The following is a 16,928-nucleotide window of genomic DNA, read 5'->3' as shown; positions in this document are numbered from 1 at the left end:
ATAGCCTCAACACAATTTATTCACCAGCTTTGTAATTGGCTCCCTTATAGCCTTATCAACCATTATTATCGCGATGCACAATCCGAGAATAAATAATAAAAGTAAACCAAACTGTTCTAAGCCTGAAAAATCATTTATGATTTTTCCAACTATTCCATAGAAGAAAGCGTGTGACCACCCATTTTCATGAAAAAGATAAATAGCGAATGAACTTCCTGCTATGTTGTTTACAAAACGACTTTTTATGTTAATCTGTAAGAATAACATAAAAATAATAACTGCACACAACAACAGTATTGGACTCACATAGAAAAAGACAAGACCTTTAAGCAATTTTTGATACGAAAGAGGTATTATCAATGTCAACATTGTTACTATAAGTAGCATAGTAAAAACACCCATTGCCAACCTTCTAAAATTTAACCTATAAAAGCCGTTGATTCTTTTCAAAAATGCGCCGGTCATATATAGTGTGATAAAATAAACTATACTATGACCGGCATCAACAATAGGAGATTTCCAAACGAGCGAAAAATATAAAGTTGCTGACAATAGGACTATAGTATATATGCCCAATTCTTTTGTGTTGAGATTTTTAACACCCGCATTCAACATAGGAGACAAAAGCATCAACCAAAAATAGAAAGGAACAAACCATAAATTGGTATTTGAGAATGGTAGCATACATTTGATAAGTGTGCCAACCTCAATAACGTGATATCCCATGGTACAGGATAGTAAATAGGATATCAGCATCCATATAGCACAATACATCCAAAAGTTGAATACTTTCTTGAAAGATAGCTTGACTGAGAAATATCCTGATATTAATAAGAATACAGGTACCCCCCAATGAGACAGGTAATATGCAGACAATAATATTCTATTATTAGGATTTGCAGTTATGCACTCTGTTAAGCAATGATACAAGACAATCATTATCATTGCTATTATTCTCAGTAATTCAATATTAGAGGATCTTTCTATCTTCTCCATATTTGTACAATTTTGAAGCATGCAGAGGATTCGAACCTCCATTAGCACCATGCGCACACTTACCCATTATTTACAGACGACCGTTGATAATATCACGTGGAAGCAAGCCCTTCACGTCATAAATCACGCCATTCTTCTTCAAAAGGTCCTTCAGATCGAGCTCAAGGAACTGCTTGTGTGCAACCCCGAGGATAATAGCATCGAATTTCTCGGTTGGAAGTTCGTTAGTAATGTCGATATCATACTCGTGCTTAACAGCAGCAGGATTGGCCCATGGGTCATAAACAGAGATGTTATCAGTGTACTCCTGAAGAGTGGCATAGATATCTACAATCTTTGAGTTGCGGAGGTCAGGACAGTTCTCCTTGAAAGTGATACCAAGGATAAGAATCTTAGCATCCTTTACCATTACACCCTTCTTGTTCATGCACTTAATGGTCTGGTTAGCAACGTAAGCACCCATGCCATCGTTCAGACGACGAGAGGCAGACATGATGCGTGGGAGAACACCATAAACCTGAGCCTTTTGGATGAGGTAGTAAGGGTCGACAGAGATGCAGTGGCCACCTACGAGACCCGGGCTCAGTTTGATGAAATTCCACTTGGTTGCAGCTGCCTCAATCACATCGTGAGTATCGATTCCCATAGCGTTAAAAATCTTGGCAAGCTCGTTCATGAAAGCAATGTTCACGTCACGCTGGCTGTTCTCAATGATCTTTGAGGCCTCAGCCACCTTGATAGAAGGAGCCTTGTGAGTACCATTGATTAGAACAGAATTGTATACGCCATCAACAATGTTGGCAATCTCAGGAGTTGAACCAGAAGTTACCTTTTTAATCTTCTCTACAGTATGCTCCTTGTCACCTGGGTTGATACGCTCAGGAGAGTATCCAGCATAGAAGTCAACATTGAACTTCAGACCAGAAATCTTCTCAACTACAGGCAAACACTCCTCCTCGGTTACACCAGGATAAACGGTTGACTCGTAAACTACGATGTCATCCTTACTGATAACCTTACCTACAGTTTCGCTTGCATCCAAGAGAGGCTTGAGATCAGGGCGGTTATCAGAATCGACAGGAGTAGGTACAGCAATAACATAGAAGTTGCAGGCACGAATCTGCTCAATATCTGAGGTACAAACGAAACTGTAGTTGTTGATAGCATCCTGAAGGATGTCGTCAGCCACCTCAAGTGTAGCATCATGTCCAGCCATAAGAGCCTCACAGCGCTTTGCATTCATGTCAAAACCTACGGTCTTGTACTTAGTTGAAAACAGACGGGCAAGTGGAAGACCTACATAGCCCAAGCCGATTACGGCAATTTTAATTTCTTTCATGACTAATAAAAAATTAAAATGTTTTTTATTTATGATTGTTAATTCTATAATAAATTTTCGGACAATACACCTTCAGCATCGTAAATAGCCAAGACAAAGGATAACGCAATGGCATGTTACGTCTTACGAAGGTCAAATAATCTTTCTTTGAATGCAAAGGATGGTTATAGTATGCTCTTCTTTCAGTAAGAGTCATGTTAATGAAGCGCTGGCTATCCACATCAGAATTGTGATGTTCGTTGTCACACTCACCACAAGCAGCAGATGTTACCAACACAGGAATACCCTTTCTACAGGCGAGCATCGAATAGTCATTATCGGCACTTGCATGCTCATAGCCGTCATAAAATATTCCGATTTTATCAACAACAGAGCATGGAACCATAAAAATATTAGCATTGGCCATATCTACCATCTGGGGGACAGAACTTTTTCCTAACCTAATGGCTTTTCCGGTAAATCTATTGACTATAACATCACCTCCATATGTAATGACAGTCGGGTCTGTTGTCGAACAGGTAATACCGGAGATAACACCTTCTTGCCTATATTGTTTTACGCAATATTTTTGGGCATTAAGCAACTCAACGAACCCATATGAATTCATAGTAGTATCATCGTTCATAAGTAGATAATAATCCCACTCGGAATGTCGCTTTCTTGCCTCTTCCCAAGCTAAGCACATTCCACGAGTCCAAAAGAGGTTACCAGTTCCTTTTAGTATATGCACATTCTTTTCGACAAACAGTTCACACACAGCCTCAGGTGTTCCATCGGTGCAACCATCATCGGTCAGAAAAACTTCAATATCCAGTTTATTCACATTTATTTTGTTATATGCCTCAGCGGCATCAAACACTGACTGCAAAGAGGCCAATGTCTTAACCTTGCGATTAAAGCAAGTATATAAAACAGCTATTTTCATTGTTCGATAAATTTAATCACTTTAGCAGGATTACCTGCCACAATGGCATTAGCAGGCACATTTTTAGTTACTACAGAACCTGCACCTATCACGACTCCATCCCCGATGGTGACTCCCTTCATAACTATACTACGTGCACCAATAAAAACATTCTTGCCTATTGTAACAGGAGCTTTTTTAGTGTACTCTTCGCCCCCATTCGGAAGCAATCTTACGGCAGCCATAATAGGATGCGAGTTGGTATCTGTAATCAAGCATCCAGAACCTATAATGGTATTGTCTCCTATTGTAATGGTAGTAGTTGCGTTAATTGTAGAGCCTGAAATACCTACATTCTTACCAATAATAATCCTACTCCCTGAGGCAGAGACATTGAAGAGACATGGCTGAATGAGACCTATAGAATTTGAGGTAAACTTATTCACGCATTGAAAGTTTTCACCGATTATTATTTGTCCCTTTATAACGGTTGGATATTTTTTACGCAATAACCATGAAGAATGACATACTCTTGGCATTCCTTGTATTACCCAATTAGATTTATACCCTAAACCACTAATGTAGCCATAAAACATGGACGGTATCTGTTTAAATATAAATTTGTATAACTGTCCGATCATAATGCATCAAAAATTGTATGATACGTATCCATATTCCACTGAGGTTGTATATAATATATAGTAATGTTATAGATTGTTATTAGTACATACAAGATTATAACACACAATTTTAATAGTCTATTCCTAATTGACTGAAATACAATTGGTATTGCAACAAGAGAAAATACACCAAAATATAGGCTTATTCGTCCAATTAAAAAAATAATACTATTAAACGGAGTTGCTATACTTCCTATCATTGACAAAGCCACCAAACTTTTCTTTTTTTCATCTGTTTCATTATTATGAAACAGATAAAGGGCTGAGAAAACAATTGGAAAGAATTGAATCAGAGCACCAATACCAAATGTCATCTGTTTTTTACTTTCTTCATATCTTTCTGCGAAAGACTGGATGTCTTCAAATACCATCATTCTGTTAAAAATAGTACTAAGAAAATCCTGAGATAGATATAGGGCGATCAAAACTACAATCATAACAATTGCAAAAGGACGTGAGTTCTTCAATGGAAGACCCCCCCAAAATGCAAATGGGTACAAGATTACGGCAGAATTATGAATAAGAGTAAGAATAAAGATAACTCCAAGAGAAAGAAGCCATCGCTTCTCTTTAATCCAAGGCCACAATGCCAAGAATCCTGCAACTACAAAACCTTGTCTCATCATGGAGAAGTTCATCATATAATAATTAGCTAAAAACAGATATAAAAAGACTGCAAATACTTTTTGATACCCATGAGCATTATTATTAATGAACTTAAAATATATAAAGTTTTGGATAATATTCAGGACTGCTACCAATGTGAAGAATCCACCTAAATATTGAAACAACCAATTAAGTATTGCCCAACCTGGATTTCTGTGAATATCCCCTGACATAAACATATCAAAGTCAAACGGCAGAGATGTAATCTCCAGATATCCCTTATAATAAGCGTTATAGTCACTACCGAAATCATAGTGCAGACAAGCGATAATAGTAATCAGAAAAAATCCGACTTTCATTCCGTTCTTCAACTGTCCATTCACATCCATGAAAGTAAACAATACCGCTAAAAAATTACAAAATAGTACAAAATACATCTATATTTATTTATAAAATCAAGCTTTTATTTTAGAGTTGAAAAAGCCTAAAATGATAATTTATTAATTATTAGTCCATTTTTTAAGTGGACTAATTATTCTATTAGACATTTATAAATTTCATTCATTTCTTCACCGAAGTTACCTTCTCTATCTTTTCGAATCATTAACGCATTCTTTGAGAGTTTTTTTGCCAACATATTATCTTCGAATATTCTGATGATGTTACCTGCAAGTGAATATACATCTAAACTATTGTAGAGAATTGCATTCTCTTTGTGTCTAACAAGCGATGCAGTACCGCCAACCAAAGAACTGATTGAAGGAGTGCCAACCATCATTGCCTCAATCAACGAAGACGAATGATTCTCCATTATTGAAGGCATGACATACACATTGCACTTTGCCAAATATTCTACCATCTCTTCTGAACTGAGACATCCTGTATAAATTATGTTTTCTGACAAACCATAAGCAAGTATCAATTCTTTCAGCATTTTAGTGTAGCCAGTTTGACGCTTAATGCTATCGAAGGCACATAATTTGGGTCCAGGGACATAGCATTTAAACTCAGGGAAACGCTCTTTAACAAGACCTAAAGCTTGAAAAAGTATGTGGTGACCTTTAATAGGATAACCACCTGCATTAGTAAAAATAGACTGAAGTTCCATATTTTCTAAAGACCATTCTTTAGATTTGAAAACCTCACGTATAGGCAGATTGTTTCTGAACACTTTCAAATTAGGATTTACACTCTTACACATATCCTCACACCAATCGTTCTCCACTATAACTCCAGTTGCCATTCGGAACATTCCCCGTTCAAGAGACACCTGACTCTGGAATGTTCTATAAGAAGATTTCCTATTCAGTTTATCTACTATATCGCGAAATGTCGCATTCTGATATTTTTCAGGCAATCCCTCAAAGTAATGATTGTAAATGCTTTCGATTACTCCTTGCATATAGATAGCCATCGGAATACCACCCATCGCTTTCATTGCTACATAAGCAAATCTGGTTTCTGTTCCCCAGATTATCACAGCATCAGGATTCACTCGAAACCTGAGTTTCTGCCACTGCTTAAAGTTAGCTTCTGATTCAACATCGTATCCACAAGTCCCACCTCCTGGTATTATGTAAAAAACATTTCCATCTCTCTCAGACTGGAGTATTTCTTTATTGTTCCCAGATGTAGCAATATGCAACTGGATGTCAGAATTACTCAACGATGCAACATAAGCAGCATTGAGCCATGAACCGCCTGTCACCTTCGAGGCATCAAGCCCAACCATCGTACAGTGATGTTCAAAGAGAATATTTGTGATCCAAAGAATTTTCATATCAATTAGTCTATTACACCCTTAGGTATGGTAATCTCCTTCTCCACATTATATGGATCATTGAAGTCTCGACGAATAAACATATCAAGAAGGCCTCCGTCGGTAAGATTATATATATTAATTTTTCTCTTCTTGCAGTACTTTGAAAATTCTTGAAGGTCAATCAACTGCAGTGAGGTAGTGTAAAGTGCAGATATATGTTGAGAGCTATTCATATCGGCTAACTCAGGGTCGGCACCATAGAAATGACTCTCTGAACTTTTTATCATATCAAAAGCACAACTGTTTGCGTCAAAGCCCGTAAAGAAGATATTCTGAAAGCCCTGAAGAATGGCATAACTGAAACATCCGCTGGATACACCATTGATATAGCAAGGTATGCCCCAATACAACCAGAAGACTCTCTTATCATCCTTATACTTGGCAAAGTGATCCATATTATGCCATTGAACAGGCAAAATAATACGAATATCCGGACACATCTCAAAAATTTGTTCCAACCAATTGAGTGGCCATACACCGCTAGCAAGCTTAGGATCAACAAACACATGGTACTTAGGCTGAAGTTGCTTGTAAAGCGGATGCATGAAACCACGATTTACAAACATAAGATCCTTGCCTTTAAGACTTAAAAGATCCTGCCTCTTCAATGATGGTCCATTGAGGATAATAAACAAATCCCTTCCAATACCTTCTTTAGGAAGTTTCTGCATCTCTTTTTTTACAAGACGTCTGTCTTTGCCAAACGAATGTTTAAAATTATATAACTCAAAAAATCCTTTAGTCACTACATAGCAAAGCCTACGAACATCAGCAAAAATATCCATGTTTCTCTCCGTTTTTTATCTTTTTACTCTACCACTAGCATCTCCACCTATAAGACTCTCTACCTCAGAGATGGTGACCCAGTTGAAATCACCTTTTAACGTATGTTTGAGGCATGAAGCTGCTGTGGCAAACTCCAGTGCCTTCTCATCGTTCTCGTAGTAGAGCAGACCGAAAATAAGTCCGCCCATAAAGCTGTCTCCCCCTCCTACGCGATCAACGATATCTGTAATGTCGTAACGACAACTCTCGATGAGCTGCTTACCATCATAAAGCACACCACCCCAAGTGTTGTGGTTGGCATTGATAGCACCACGAAGGGTGACAACTATCTTCTTGCATCGAGGGAACTTCTGCATCATCTGTTGGCAGACACTGATAAAGGAACTCTGGTCGACCTGTCCACCAGTATTGGCTGCATCGAAATTCTGAGGCTTGATGCTGAATACCTTCTCACAGTCCTCCTCGTTACCGAGGATGATATCCGAACCAGCAACCATCTCTGGCATTACTTCGGCAGCAGTCTTACCATATCGCCAAAGGTTGCCTCGATAGTTGATGTCGCACGATACGGTTACACCCAACTCGTTGGCAGTCTTGATTGCTTTCAGACACTCCTTTGCGGCATTCTCGCTGAGAGCAGGTGTGATACCTGTCCAGTGAAACCAAGTAGCATCCTTAAGGATTTCATTCCAATCAATGGAACCTTCTTGTATAGTTGCGATGGAACTGTCTTCACGGTCGTAATAAACCTTTGAAGGACGAGCATTGCTACCTCTCTCCAGATAGAGGATGCCCATACGCTTACCTGAACGCTGAATATGTTCTACCCCAACTCTGTGCCCACGGAGGTCCATAATACAACGTTCTGCAATAGGATTATCTGGTAGACAAGTGATATAATCAGTTTCCATACCATAGTTAGCAATGGATACAGCTACATTGGCTTCAGCACCAGCGTAACTTACTTCGAACTTATCAGTCTGTATGAGTTTGAGATAGTCAGGTGCACCAAGGCGCACCATAATCTCTCCGAATGTTACTACTTTCATTTCTTCTCGTAAAGGTTCTTATACATTACCTCAGCAATGATGAAATCATCCGACCAGTCAATATCAAAGGAATGAAGTTCGCCCATAATATGGAGGAGAGTTTTTTGCCCAATACGATTCTTCTGCTCGGTATAAACCTCACGCTTTGCAAGGAACATAGTGTGGTTGATAGGATACAAAGGCTCCAAGTCCTGGGTTCGAGGCCAAGGAATATCTGTGGTATTATTAATGAGCTTTCCATCCTTATTCAAGAGAAAATTCTTCAATTCAGTTACACCAACGAGGGAATCATAGCCCTCATCTAGTTTATCAAGATAGAGTTTGATTCCTGCATCATACTGATCTGCACCACAGAGTGGAGTAGTAACGTGTCCCCAAAGGATATGATCCGCATCAGTAACAGTAGGTACGTAGCAAATCAGATCCTGAAGATTGGTCGTACTCAAGCACAATTCAGTAGGACGCTTGATTATCTTCAAACGGCTGTCTTTATACTTCTCAGCAATTGCCATACAAGTATCATCGTTAGAAGAAAAAATGATTTCGTCAATGAGTTTTGTTTCAAGAAGCTGCTTAACCTTGTTCTCTACTAAACCGCCTTCGATACCTGCGAAAGGCTTAGTGTTCTTATTTATCACACGCTCGCTACCTTTACGGGTAGGAAGATAAAATGCAACTTTTTCCTTTGTCATAATTAAATAAATTGATACACTGATACGACTTCAAGATCCTTATAGAGTGAAGGGGTGAGCGACTTCAACTGTTCGCCCTTAGCCTTTTTAAATGACTGGAAAATGGTCTTATTTTCATTAGTGAGTGCAACCTCTTTTTCAGAAAGCACATTGCCTGGATAACCATCATAACCGATCACGAAGATATCGCCATCAGTCAGATTCATTGCCAACTGAAGGGCTATGGTAGTAACTGAATCCTTGAACAGATCAGTGAAATTGACTGATGTGAGCTCAACGGTATGATTCTCTGCATAAGCTGGAACTTCAGTACCCATTGTGCGAGGATAAGGTGGAAGGACGCATGTGCCATTGAAATGTTTCTCACCTACATTGGCAGAAAGTCTGCGACCTTCATTGCCTACAAGCACATAATAGACAGGAGCATTGATATCCTGATATGTCTTCGCATTACGAGCTGTTGCAAACACAACCGTAATATTCTCCTCTTGGGCAATTAGTTCTTTGATAGCATCCTTATGCTCAATGGCATTGTTACCGCCTCCGATGATAAGCACTTTATCAAACTTCTTCTCGACATTCAGGTGTGGGAACTGTGCATTATCTTTAGCATTGTTCTTACGATTATCAAGAGCACGCACAATGCTGTTGAATGAATAAACGCGATTGGTTACCCAATCCATTACCTCCTTTTGAGGGATGCGGTTTGCACCTGCGAGCATATAAGGGAGATTAGTTCCCCACCGATACTTGTCCAAAAGTGGCGTAAAGGCAGTAATCACATCACCAAGAACATTAAAGTCAACCTTCAGATCTTCGTGTGCATTGAGATAAGTTAACAGCAGCTCCATATTGAGGTTGCCAGCTCCACGACCCATGCCAAGGATAGTTGCGTCCACATAGTCAACCCCTAATTTCAAAGCTGTAATCGTGTTAATAAGGCCCAACTGCAGATTGTTGTGTCCATGGAAGCCGATTGGGCACTTAGTGTTTTCGCGAACTACCTTCACGATATCGGTTACATCCTCGGGGGTAACTCCACCGAAGCTATCAACCATACAGAAGAGATCTGCAAACGAATCCAACACGCCCAACTTAGTGATGAACTCTGGATATTCGGTCTGCCACTTACTCATGTACATAACATTGAAGCCCACTTCAAAATCCATAGCCTTAACAGCTTTGGCAAGAATCACTGCACGATCAAAATTCTTGGGATCAATGGCAATACGAACCATGTCCACAAGACCTACGATAGGGCTAAGAAGTGTATCCAAATCCTCTATCTTCGTGCTTTTTTCGTTGAGCATTACATCCAGTTTCTTGGTGCAATTCTGACGGATATGCTTCAGTACACTTACAGGACAATAGCCAAATTTGCCCATATATTCCTTTGTAGGATTATTGCGGTAACCCAACTCAAGATAATCGACAGGAAGTACATTCATTGCCTGAATGTACGCATCAACTGTTTCCGAATTAAAGTCCCAATTCGTGTAGTAACCGCCATCACGAAGGGTACAATCTAAAATTTTCAACATTATATAATCGTTTTTATTTCTAATTAGCTATTTAAAATTGAACCGATTTTCTCTCTAATTATCGTTTTCTCCTTCTGGTCAATACCCACGGTTGCGATTAATACCAAAACCAGCAACATAGATATCCCCAACCCTAAGATATGTCCCATGAGTGAGAAAGAATTAGGATTATAAAAAATGTAAATAACAACAAGAGGAATAAAGACTTTGAGCATCGGCCAATATGATATCTTAAAGAAATTCCTTATATCAAAATCTAGAACTCTCTTTAACAACACGAGGTTAAGCGGAATATTGAAGAACATAAATATGCATATCACGAACGAAAGCGCATACGCGTTAGCTCCAAGATAGAAGCACAGCCAACCTACAGGAAGTGATAATAAAACGTAAGTATTACCTATAATCTGAAACCATTTGATCTTGCCGGATGCATTAACCAAAGATTGTGTTCCTTGACATACACAGGTAAACAATCCCGCAACTACAATCAGCACACAAAAAATATTAGCTCCCTCAGGAACTTCTTTCAGCCACAAATCTAACAGGAAATCAATCTCCATCAATACTGGGAATGACACAACCAACATGAGGAAGAATGTATATTTAGATATGCGTGCTGCAAGATTAAAAGACCTATTGGCATTACCAGCACTCAAACTCTTGGTTATCTGAGGAACTGCCGCTGTGTTTAATGAGTTGGCAAACATCACAATGAAATTGTTAATCTGATTGGCAACTGCAAAAGCTGCATTCACGATAGTACCAAAGAAGTAGTTAATCAGGACAGCAACAATTTGTGTCTTACCAACATTTGTAAAAGAGCCTAGAGCAGTCCAACCGGAATAGCCCAACATTTCTCTGTACAACTGCTTATCTCTACTGAAATGTATACGCACATACGACTTATAGTTTTTTGTAGAATAAGCAACATACACAAGCCATTGGAAAATTGTAGTGGCTGACATTATTATGCTATAGCAGATTAGCCTGTTCGGAACATGAAATAAAATCGTTAGTACAGCAGTCAGTTTAAAAAGATTGACAATTATCTCAGTAATTGCAGTAAATTTGAAGTTTTCGCATGCTATCAGCATTCCATTGTAAGGAACAAGAAGAGTGCAAACAAAAGTTGTAAAGATGGTAATGTGATATACGACTCTAGCATCTCTCATACTTTCAACCGGCACGTTCAATCCACAATTGACGTACCATTCACCTAATGTCAATCCAAGAAGAACTATAAAAAAAGCAAATAGAAAATGGATTGCCAAACTAGTATTGAAAACCTTGTTGATATTGCCATTATTACCCTTGCCCATCTCGGTGGTAATAAATCGATAGGTCGCACTCGACATAGCCATATTGATCACGTTGAGCAACATGACTAAACCGCCAACAACATTATATAGTCCGTAGTCTGATGCTCCCAAAGCATCGAGTACTACTCTAGATATAATAATGCTTACCAGACTGACAATGCATAGTCTAATAAATATAATAATACTGTTTATTGCAATTCTTTTATTTTCATTCATTTTTTGATAACCGTTATCTATTACCAATAACAAGCGTCCTCAACCTTTTTTGCAGCCATAGGAGTTTCATCCTTACTTGGTCTTACCCAATAATCATTGAACAAGCCATCCCATTCTTTTCTGTTCTCCCAGCGATTACCTTTAATTCCAAACATAAGTTGAGTGATGCCTCCAAGATGGATGGCTACATGACCAGTTCTCTTTGCATGAGCTGCCAACGGCATACCATAGGCTCCACATCCGATAATGCAAATATCATAATCCAGTTTATCCATCTCTGCCTTCATATAATCAAGTGCATCAAACCAAGATGTACATTGAGCTGATCCTCCCAATGACTGTACGGCTTTCACAGTCAGTAGTTCAAAATCAGGCAAAAAGTCTGGGTGTTTGAATAGTAAATGTTTTTTTTGATATTGAGCCGTCATTGTTTCAACGAATGGATGCACCATCAAAACACGCTTCCCTTTCAATGCTTGGGTCCAATTAAGACCAGTTCCATCCCAAAAGTAATTTGGGCGTATATCCTCGATCCTTGCTTTACGGACATGACTGATTTCCTCTCTAATATAATATTCTTCAGGTACCCAACTTCCAAGTATATCAGTTTCTTTTGCATCATTAATCATTAATTCTGAAAAGCGAATAACATTTTCTATTGTTATCGGAAAAAATCCAGAATGTGTCTGCAACTGATTTATTGAAGGCATACTCCACCACCATTCATTAATTTCTCCCTTTATGTATTTCAATACAGAATGAGGGTTATCACGAACACCTACATAATTGGCGATCGCGCACATTTCGGTAGAGCCAAAACGTGCTACCATAAAAGGGTTTCCTTTTTTTATAGCATTGAACATCATTTGATTTACTCCCTCTGGGTTCGATGGTAAATTTATCTCAGGTAACTGAGTCTGTTTGAAAAAACAAGGATAAACTTTGCGTTTAAGCACCTTCAACGTAAGCTCAAAGAATCTATTCATATTAATAGTAATTATTTTATTAAAGACTAGCAAGTAGTATTGAACCATGCGCAACCAGTTCGATCAATGTTCTTTTCTGACAACTGCTAGAGAGGTGTAGTATCTAAATTTGAACCAAAGATGAAGTTTTATAATCTTCCATTTTGCATTGGAAAAAGACGAGTGTTAACTGTTAACGCGAAACTACAACTTTCAATTATTTTCTCTTATCTCCCAAACAAGGTGGTTAAATATAGAGAATATAGAGAGTAAAAAAAGGTAAAAAGAAAGGAAAGAATAATGCTCACCCTATAAACTCTATATGGTTCTTACTCATTACTTAACAAGATTCACGACACCATTGAGTTCGTTCTGAATATGCTCAAGGCTTGCAATTTTAGCCTTAGTTTCCTCAAGATTCAAACGACGGGTGTTGTCAGAATTAAACTCCGATAATTTGCAACGCTTTGCATCACCTTCAGTGAAGAACTGCTCGTAGTTCAGTGAGCGGTTATCAGCTGGTACGCGATAGAAGTCACCCATATCCTCTGCCTTAGCGCATTCTTCGTTAGTGAGGAGGGTTTCGTACATCTTCTCCCCATGACGAATGCCAATCATCTTGATATCCTCCTTCTTACCACCAAAGAGCTCGCATACTGCCTCTGCCTGAGTCTGGATGGTGCAAGCAGGTGCCTTCTGCACAAGGATATCACCATTCTGACCATGTTCGAATGCGAAGAGGACAAGATCGACTGCTTCTTCGAGCGACATAATGAAGCGAGTCATTTTAGGCTCGGTGAGAGTGATAGGGTTGCCATTACGGATCTGGTCGATCCACAAAGGAATAACAGACCCACGGCTACACATAACATTACCATAACGGGTGCAGCAGACCTTTGTATCGCCCGAGTAGCGACTCTTGGCCACTGCAATTTTCTCCTCAATGGCCTTAGTAATACCCATAGCATTGATTGGGTAGGCTGCCTTGTCAGTTGAAAGACAGATAACAGCACCCACCTTGGCCTCAATAGCGGCAGTGAGGACGTTATCGGTACCGATTACATTTGTTTTTACAGCTTCCATTGGAAAGAATTCACAGCTTGGAACCTGCTTGAGGGCTGCTGCATGGAAAATGTAATCTACTCCCGGCATGGCATTACGGCAACTTTGGAGGTTACGCACATCACCAATGAAAAACTTAATCTTATGGGCCACCTCAGGCATCTTGGCCTGATATTCGTGACGCATATCGTCCTGCTTCTTCTCATCACGGCTAAAGATGCGAATTTCTGCGATGTCGGTCTTCAGGAAACGATTCAATACAGCATTACCAAAGCTACCGGTACCACCGGTAATCATGAGAGTTTTGCCTGCAAAAATGCTCATAGTTTTATATTTTTCAATAATTGTTAGTTATTATTTTATCACTTTATCAAAAAAAGTATCTGGGTGAGAAGGATTAAAGATCTCATTGCAGTACATCACTGTGACCAAATCTTGGGTGTCTGATAAGTTAATAATGTTGTGAGTATAGCCTGGGAGCATGATGACGCTTTGGATCTTGTCACCACTAACCTCATAATTAAGGATCTCTGCATTGGGGTCATTCTCGTTGCGAAGTTGGATAAGACCATGCCCAGAGACCACGATGAACTGTTCCCACTTGGTATGATGCCAGTGCTCACCCTTGGTGATTCCAGGCTTGGAGATGTTGATAGAGACCTGACCACACTTGAGGGTGTGGACCAATTCAGTGAAGCTACCACGGGCATCGCAGTTCATCTTGAGATCAAAGATGCCCTTCTCCTTAGGAAGATAAGAAAGAAAGGTGCTGTAGAGACGCTTTGCAAAGCTATCGGCAGGAATCTCAGGAATCATGAGAGTCTTGGGCATCTCTGCAAATTTGTGAAGGAGATCAACAACCTCACCTAACTTAACGTGATGGGTGATAGGTGCTGCACAATAGTGGCCATCGCCCTTAAGAACAGTCTCTACACCATCAAACTCACAATGGTGCTCTTCGCCCTTGAGCGCACAAATCATTTCCTCTATGAGATCGTCGATGTAGAGGAGTTCCATATCGACGTTGGGATCGTTGACTATTATGGGAAGATCGTTGGCAATGTTGCTACAGAAGGTGGCTATAACACTGTTGTAGTTAGGGCGGCACCACTTGCCATAGAGATTAGGGAAGCGGTAAACAAGCACCTTGGCACCTGTTTCCTCGCCATACTGGAACATGAGTTCCTCTCCTGCCTTTTTACTCTTACCGTACTCACTCGTTCCGAACCGACCTGCGAGGGTAGCTTGGATGGAGCTGCTGATCATGACAGGACAATTGTTCTGGTATTTTTTGAGGGTGTTGAGTAAAGTGGTAGCAAAACCAAAGTTGCCATCCATGAACTCCTTGGGATTCTGTGAGCGGTTGACACCGGCGAGGTTGAAGACGAAATCGCAATCACGACACCAAGTATCAAGCAGTTCGGGTGTGGAATCGATGTCATATTCATAGACTTCATCAATCACCAAATCGCCATAGCACTTGGCCTTGCCCTCCTTGATATTATTAAGTTGAGCGCAGAGGTTCTTTCCAACGAAACCCTTTGCTCCTGTTACTAAAATCTTCATTGAGTAATTTTTCGTTATTATATGTCTTTGCGCCAAACCATTTTGTTCACAATACCGACGTATGACTGGATGATCTTAACAACCTTTGTAGAGACATTTTCCTCAACATAGTCGGGAACGGGAATACCGTGGTTACCATCCTTGCAGAGGTCGACTGCAGTATCTACTGCCTGAAGAAGAGAGTCCCCATCGATACCTGCAATGATGAAGTCAGCCTTATCGATGGCCTCAGGGCGCTCGGTGGAGGTGCGAATGCAGATGGCCGGAAAGGGATGACCTACGGAGGTGAAGAAACTGATCTCTTCGGGAAGGGTGCCTGAATCGGATACTACGGCAAAGGCATTCATCTGGAGACAGTTGTAGTCGTGGAAGCCGAGAGGCTCCTGCTGGATGACACGACGGTCGAGCTGGAAGCCGGATGCGGCTAAGCGGTTGCGTGAACGTGGGTGACAGCTGTAGAGGATGGGCATATCATACTTCTCGGCCATCTTGTTAATGGCGGTAAAGAGGCTGAGGAAATTTTTCTCGGTGTCGATATTCTCTTCGCGATGGGCTGAGAGAAGGATGTACTTGCCCTTCTCGAGGCCGAAGCGCTGGTGAACATCGGAGGCTTCGATTTCTGTAAGGTTCCCATGAAGCACTTCGGCCATAGGGCTACCGATGACGTAGGTGCGTTCTTTAGGGAGTCCACAGTCGGCAAGGTATCGTCGAGCATGCTCGGAGTACGCCATGTTTACATCAGAAATAATATCAACGATACGACGATTAGTCTCCTCTGGAAGACATTCGTCTTTACAACGATTACCAGCCTCCATATGGAAAATAGGGATATGTAGACGCTTTGCTCCAATAACGCTCAAACAACTATTGGTGTCACCCAAGACAAGAACAGCATCCGGCTTTGTGACCACCATGAGTTTGTAGCTGGCATTGATAATGTTACCATAGGTAGCTCCGAGATCATCGCCTACGGCATCCATGTAAACCTCAGGATCTTTAAGTCTGAGGTCACGGAAGAAGACACCATTGAGGTTGTAGTCGTAATTCTGCCCGGTGTGGGCAAGGATGACGTCGAAATACTTACGAGACTTGTTGATAACGGCAGCAAGACGGATAATTTCAGGACGCGTGCCCACGATAATCAACAATTTCAGTTTACCATTATTCTGGAAACTTACATTTGAATAATCTGTTCTTAACTCCATGTTACTATTTTTTATTAAATTCAGTAGAAAACAGCTTTCAAGATTTGTTGCAAAAATAGTTTTTTTACAGACATTGCTTTCTTGTAACCATACGTCAAAATTAGGTGCTCACGTGTAAAGTTAAAGACCGACATATTTCGTCCCATTATGTTGGACAAAGTTTTATCAGCATTGACT

At 40.1% G+C, this 16,928-nt stretch carries 15 protein-coding genes; all 15 read right to left on the bottom strand.

The genetic code is table 11. The features are described 5' to 3' along the window. Positions 1-6: 6 nt before the first annotated feature. Positions 7-996 carry an acyltransferase gene (locus tag HC965_RS08520; protein WP_191031091.1) on the bottom strand — a complete coding sequence of 330 codons (990 nt, stop codon included), beginning with the start codon at positions 994-996 and terminating at the stop codon, positions 7-9. A 70-nt stretch (positions 997-1,066) separates the two neighbouring features. After that, positions 1,067-2,335: a nucleotide sugar dehydrogenase gene (locus HC965_RS08515; protein ID WP_191031090.1), complete on the bottom strand. Its 1,269-nt coding sequence runs from the start codon at positions 2,333-2,335 to the stop codon at positions 1,067-1,069. A gap of 25 nt (positions 2,336-2,360) precedes the next feature. Continuing rightward, on the bottom strand, positions 2,361-3,260 hold the full coding sequence (locus HC965_RS08510; RefSeq protein ID WP_191031089.1) for a glycosyltransferase family 2 protein: 900 nt from the start codon (positions 3,258-3,260) through the stop codon (positions 2,361-2,363). Continuing rightward, positions 3,257-3,484: a DapH/DapD/GlmU-related protein gene (locus HC965_RS26635; protein ID WP_304522377.1), complete on the bottom strand. Its 228-nt coding sequence runs from the start codon at positions 3,482-3,484 to the stop codon at positions 3,257-3,259. The genes HC965_RS08510 and HC965_RS26635 overlap by 4 nt, the downstream gene beginning before the upstream one ends. Before the next feature lie 392 nt (positions 3,485-3,876). Further along, positions 3,877-4,914, bottom strand: a complete 1,038-nt coding sequence (locus HC965_RS08500) for an EpsG family protein (RefSeq protein ID WP_191031088.1) — start codon at positions 4,912-4,914, stop codon at positions 3,877-3,879. 143 nt (positions 4,915-5,057) lie between these two features. Then, positions 5,058-6,305 (bottom strand): glycosyltransferase, encoded by a 1,248-nt coding sequence (locus tag HC965_RS08495; RefSeq protein ID WP_191031087.1) that lies wholly within the window; start codon positions 6,303-6,305, stop codon positions 5,058-5,060. 5 nt (positions 6,306-6,310) lie between these two features. Beyond that, entirely contained in the window at positions 6,311-7,132 is an 822-nt protein-coding gene (locus HC965_RS08490; protein WP_191031086.1) for a hypothetical protein, read from the bottom strand. Between the two features lie 15 nt (positions 7,133-7,147). Further along, on the bottom strand, positions 7,148-8,182 hold the full coding sequence (locus tag HC965_RS08485; protein WP_191031085.1) for a sugar kinase: 1,035 nt from the start codon (positions 8,180-8,182) through the stop codon (positions 7,148-7,150). Continuing rightward, positions 8,179-8,874, bottom strand: a complete 696-nt coding sequence (locus tag HC965_RS08480) for a cytidylyltransferase domain-containing protein (protein ID WP_191031084.1) — start codon at positions 8,872-8,874, stop codon at positions 8,179-8,181. The genes HC965_RS08485 and HC965_RS08480 overlap by 4 nt, the downstream gene beginning before the upstream one ends. 2 nt (positions 8,875-8,876) lie before the next feature. After that, positions 8,877-10,415 carry an aldolase catalytic domain-containing protein gene (locus HC965_RS08475; protein WP_223854779.1) on the bottom strand — a complete coding sequence of 513 codons (1,539 nt, stop codon included), beginning with the start codon at positions 10,413-10,415 and terminating at the stop codon, positions 8,877-8,879. 23 nt (positions 10,416-10,438) lie between these two features. Next, entirely contained in the window at positions 10,439-11,953 is a 1,515-nt protein-coding gene (locus HC965_RS08470) for an MATE family efflux transporter (RefSeq protein WP_191031083.1), read from the bottom strand. A gap of 20 nt (positions 11,954-11,973) precedes the next feature. Further along, complete coding sequence (locus tag HC965_RS08465) at positions 11,974-12,939, bottom strand: hypothetical protein (RefSeq protein WP_191031082.1); 966 nt, start codon at positions 12,937-12,939, stop codon at positions 11,974-11,976. 315 nt (positions 12,940-13,254) lie between these two features. After that, positions 13,255-14,304, bottom strand: coding sequence for a polysaccharide biosynthesis protein (locus tag HC965_RS08460; RefSeq protein ID WP_191031081.1), 1,050 nt, complete (start codon positions 14,302-14,304; stop codon positions 13,255-13,257). A 30-nt stretch (positions 14,305-14,334) separates the two neighbouring features. Further along, positions 14,335-15,546 (bottom strand): NAD-dependent epimerase/dehydratase family protein, encoded by a 1,212-nt coding sequence (locus HC965_RS08455; protein ID WP_191031080.1) that lies wholly within the window; start codon positions 15,544-15,546, stop codon positions 14,335-14,337. A 17-nt stretch (positions 15,547-15,563) separates the two neighbouring features. After that, positions 15,564-16,751 carry a UDP-N-acetyl glucosamine 2-epimerase gene (locus HC965_RS08450; protein WP_191031079.1) on the bottom strand — a complete coding sequence of 396 codons (1,188 nt, stop codon included), beginning with the start codon at positions 16,749-16,751 and terminating at the stop codon, positions 15,564-15,566. Positions 16,752-16,928: the final 177 nt, after the last annotated feature.

Origin of the sequence: Bacteroides sp. GM023 (assembly GCF_014750685.1) — a bacterium.
Taxonomy (GTDB): domain Bacteria; phylum Bacteroidota; class Bacteroidia; order Bacteroidales; family Bacteroidaceae; genus Bacteroides.
This window is presented reverse-complemented; position numbering and strand designations above follow the sequence as displayed.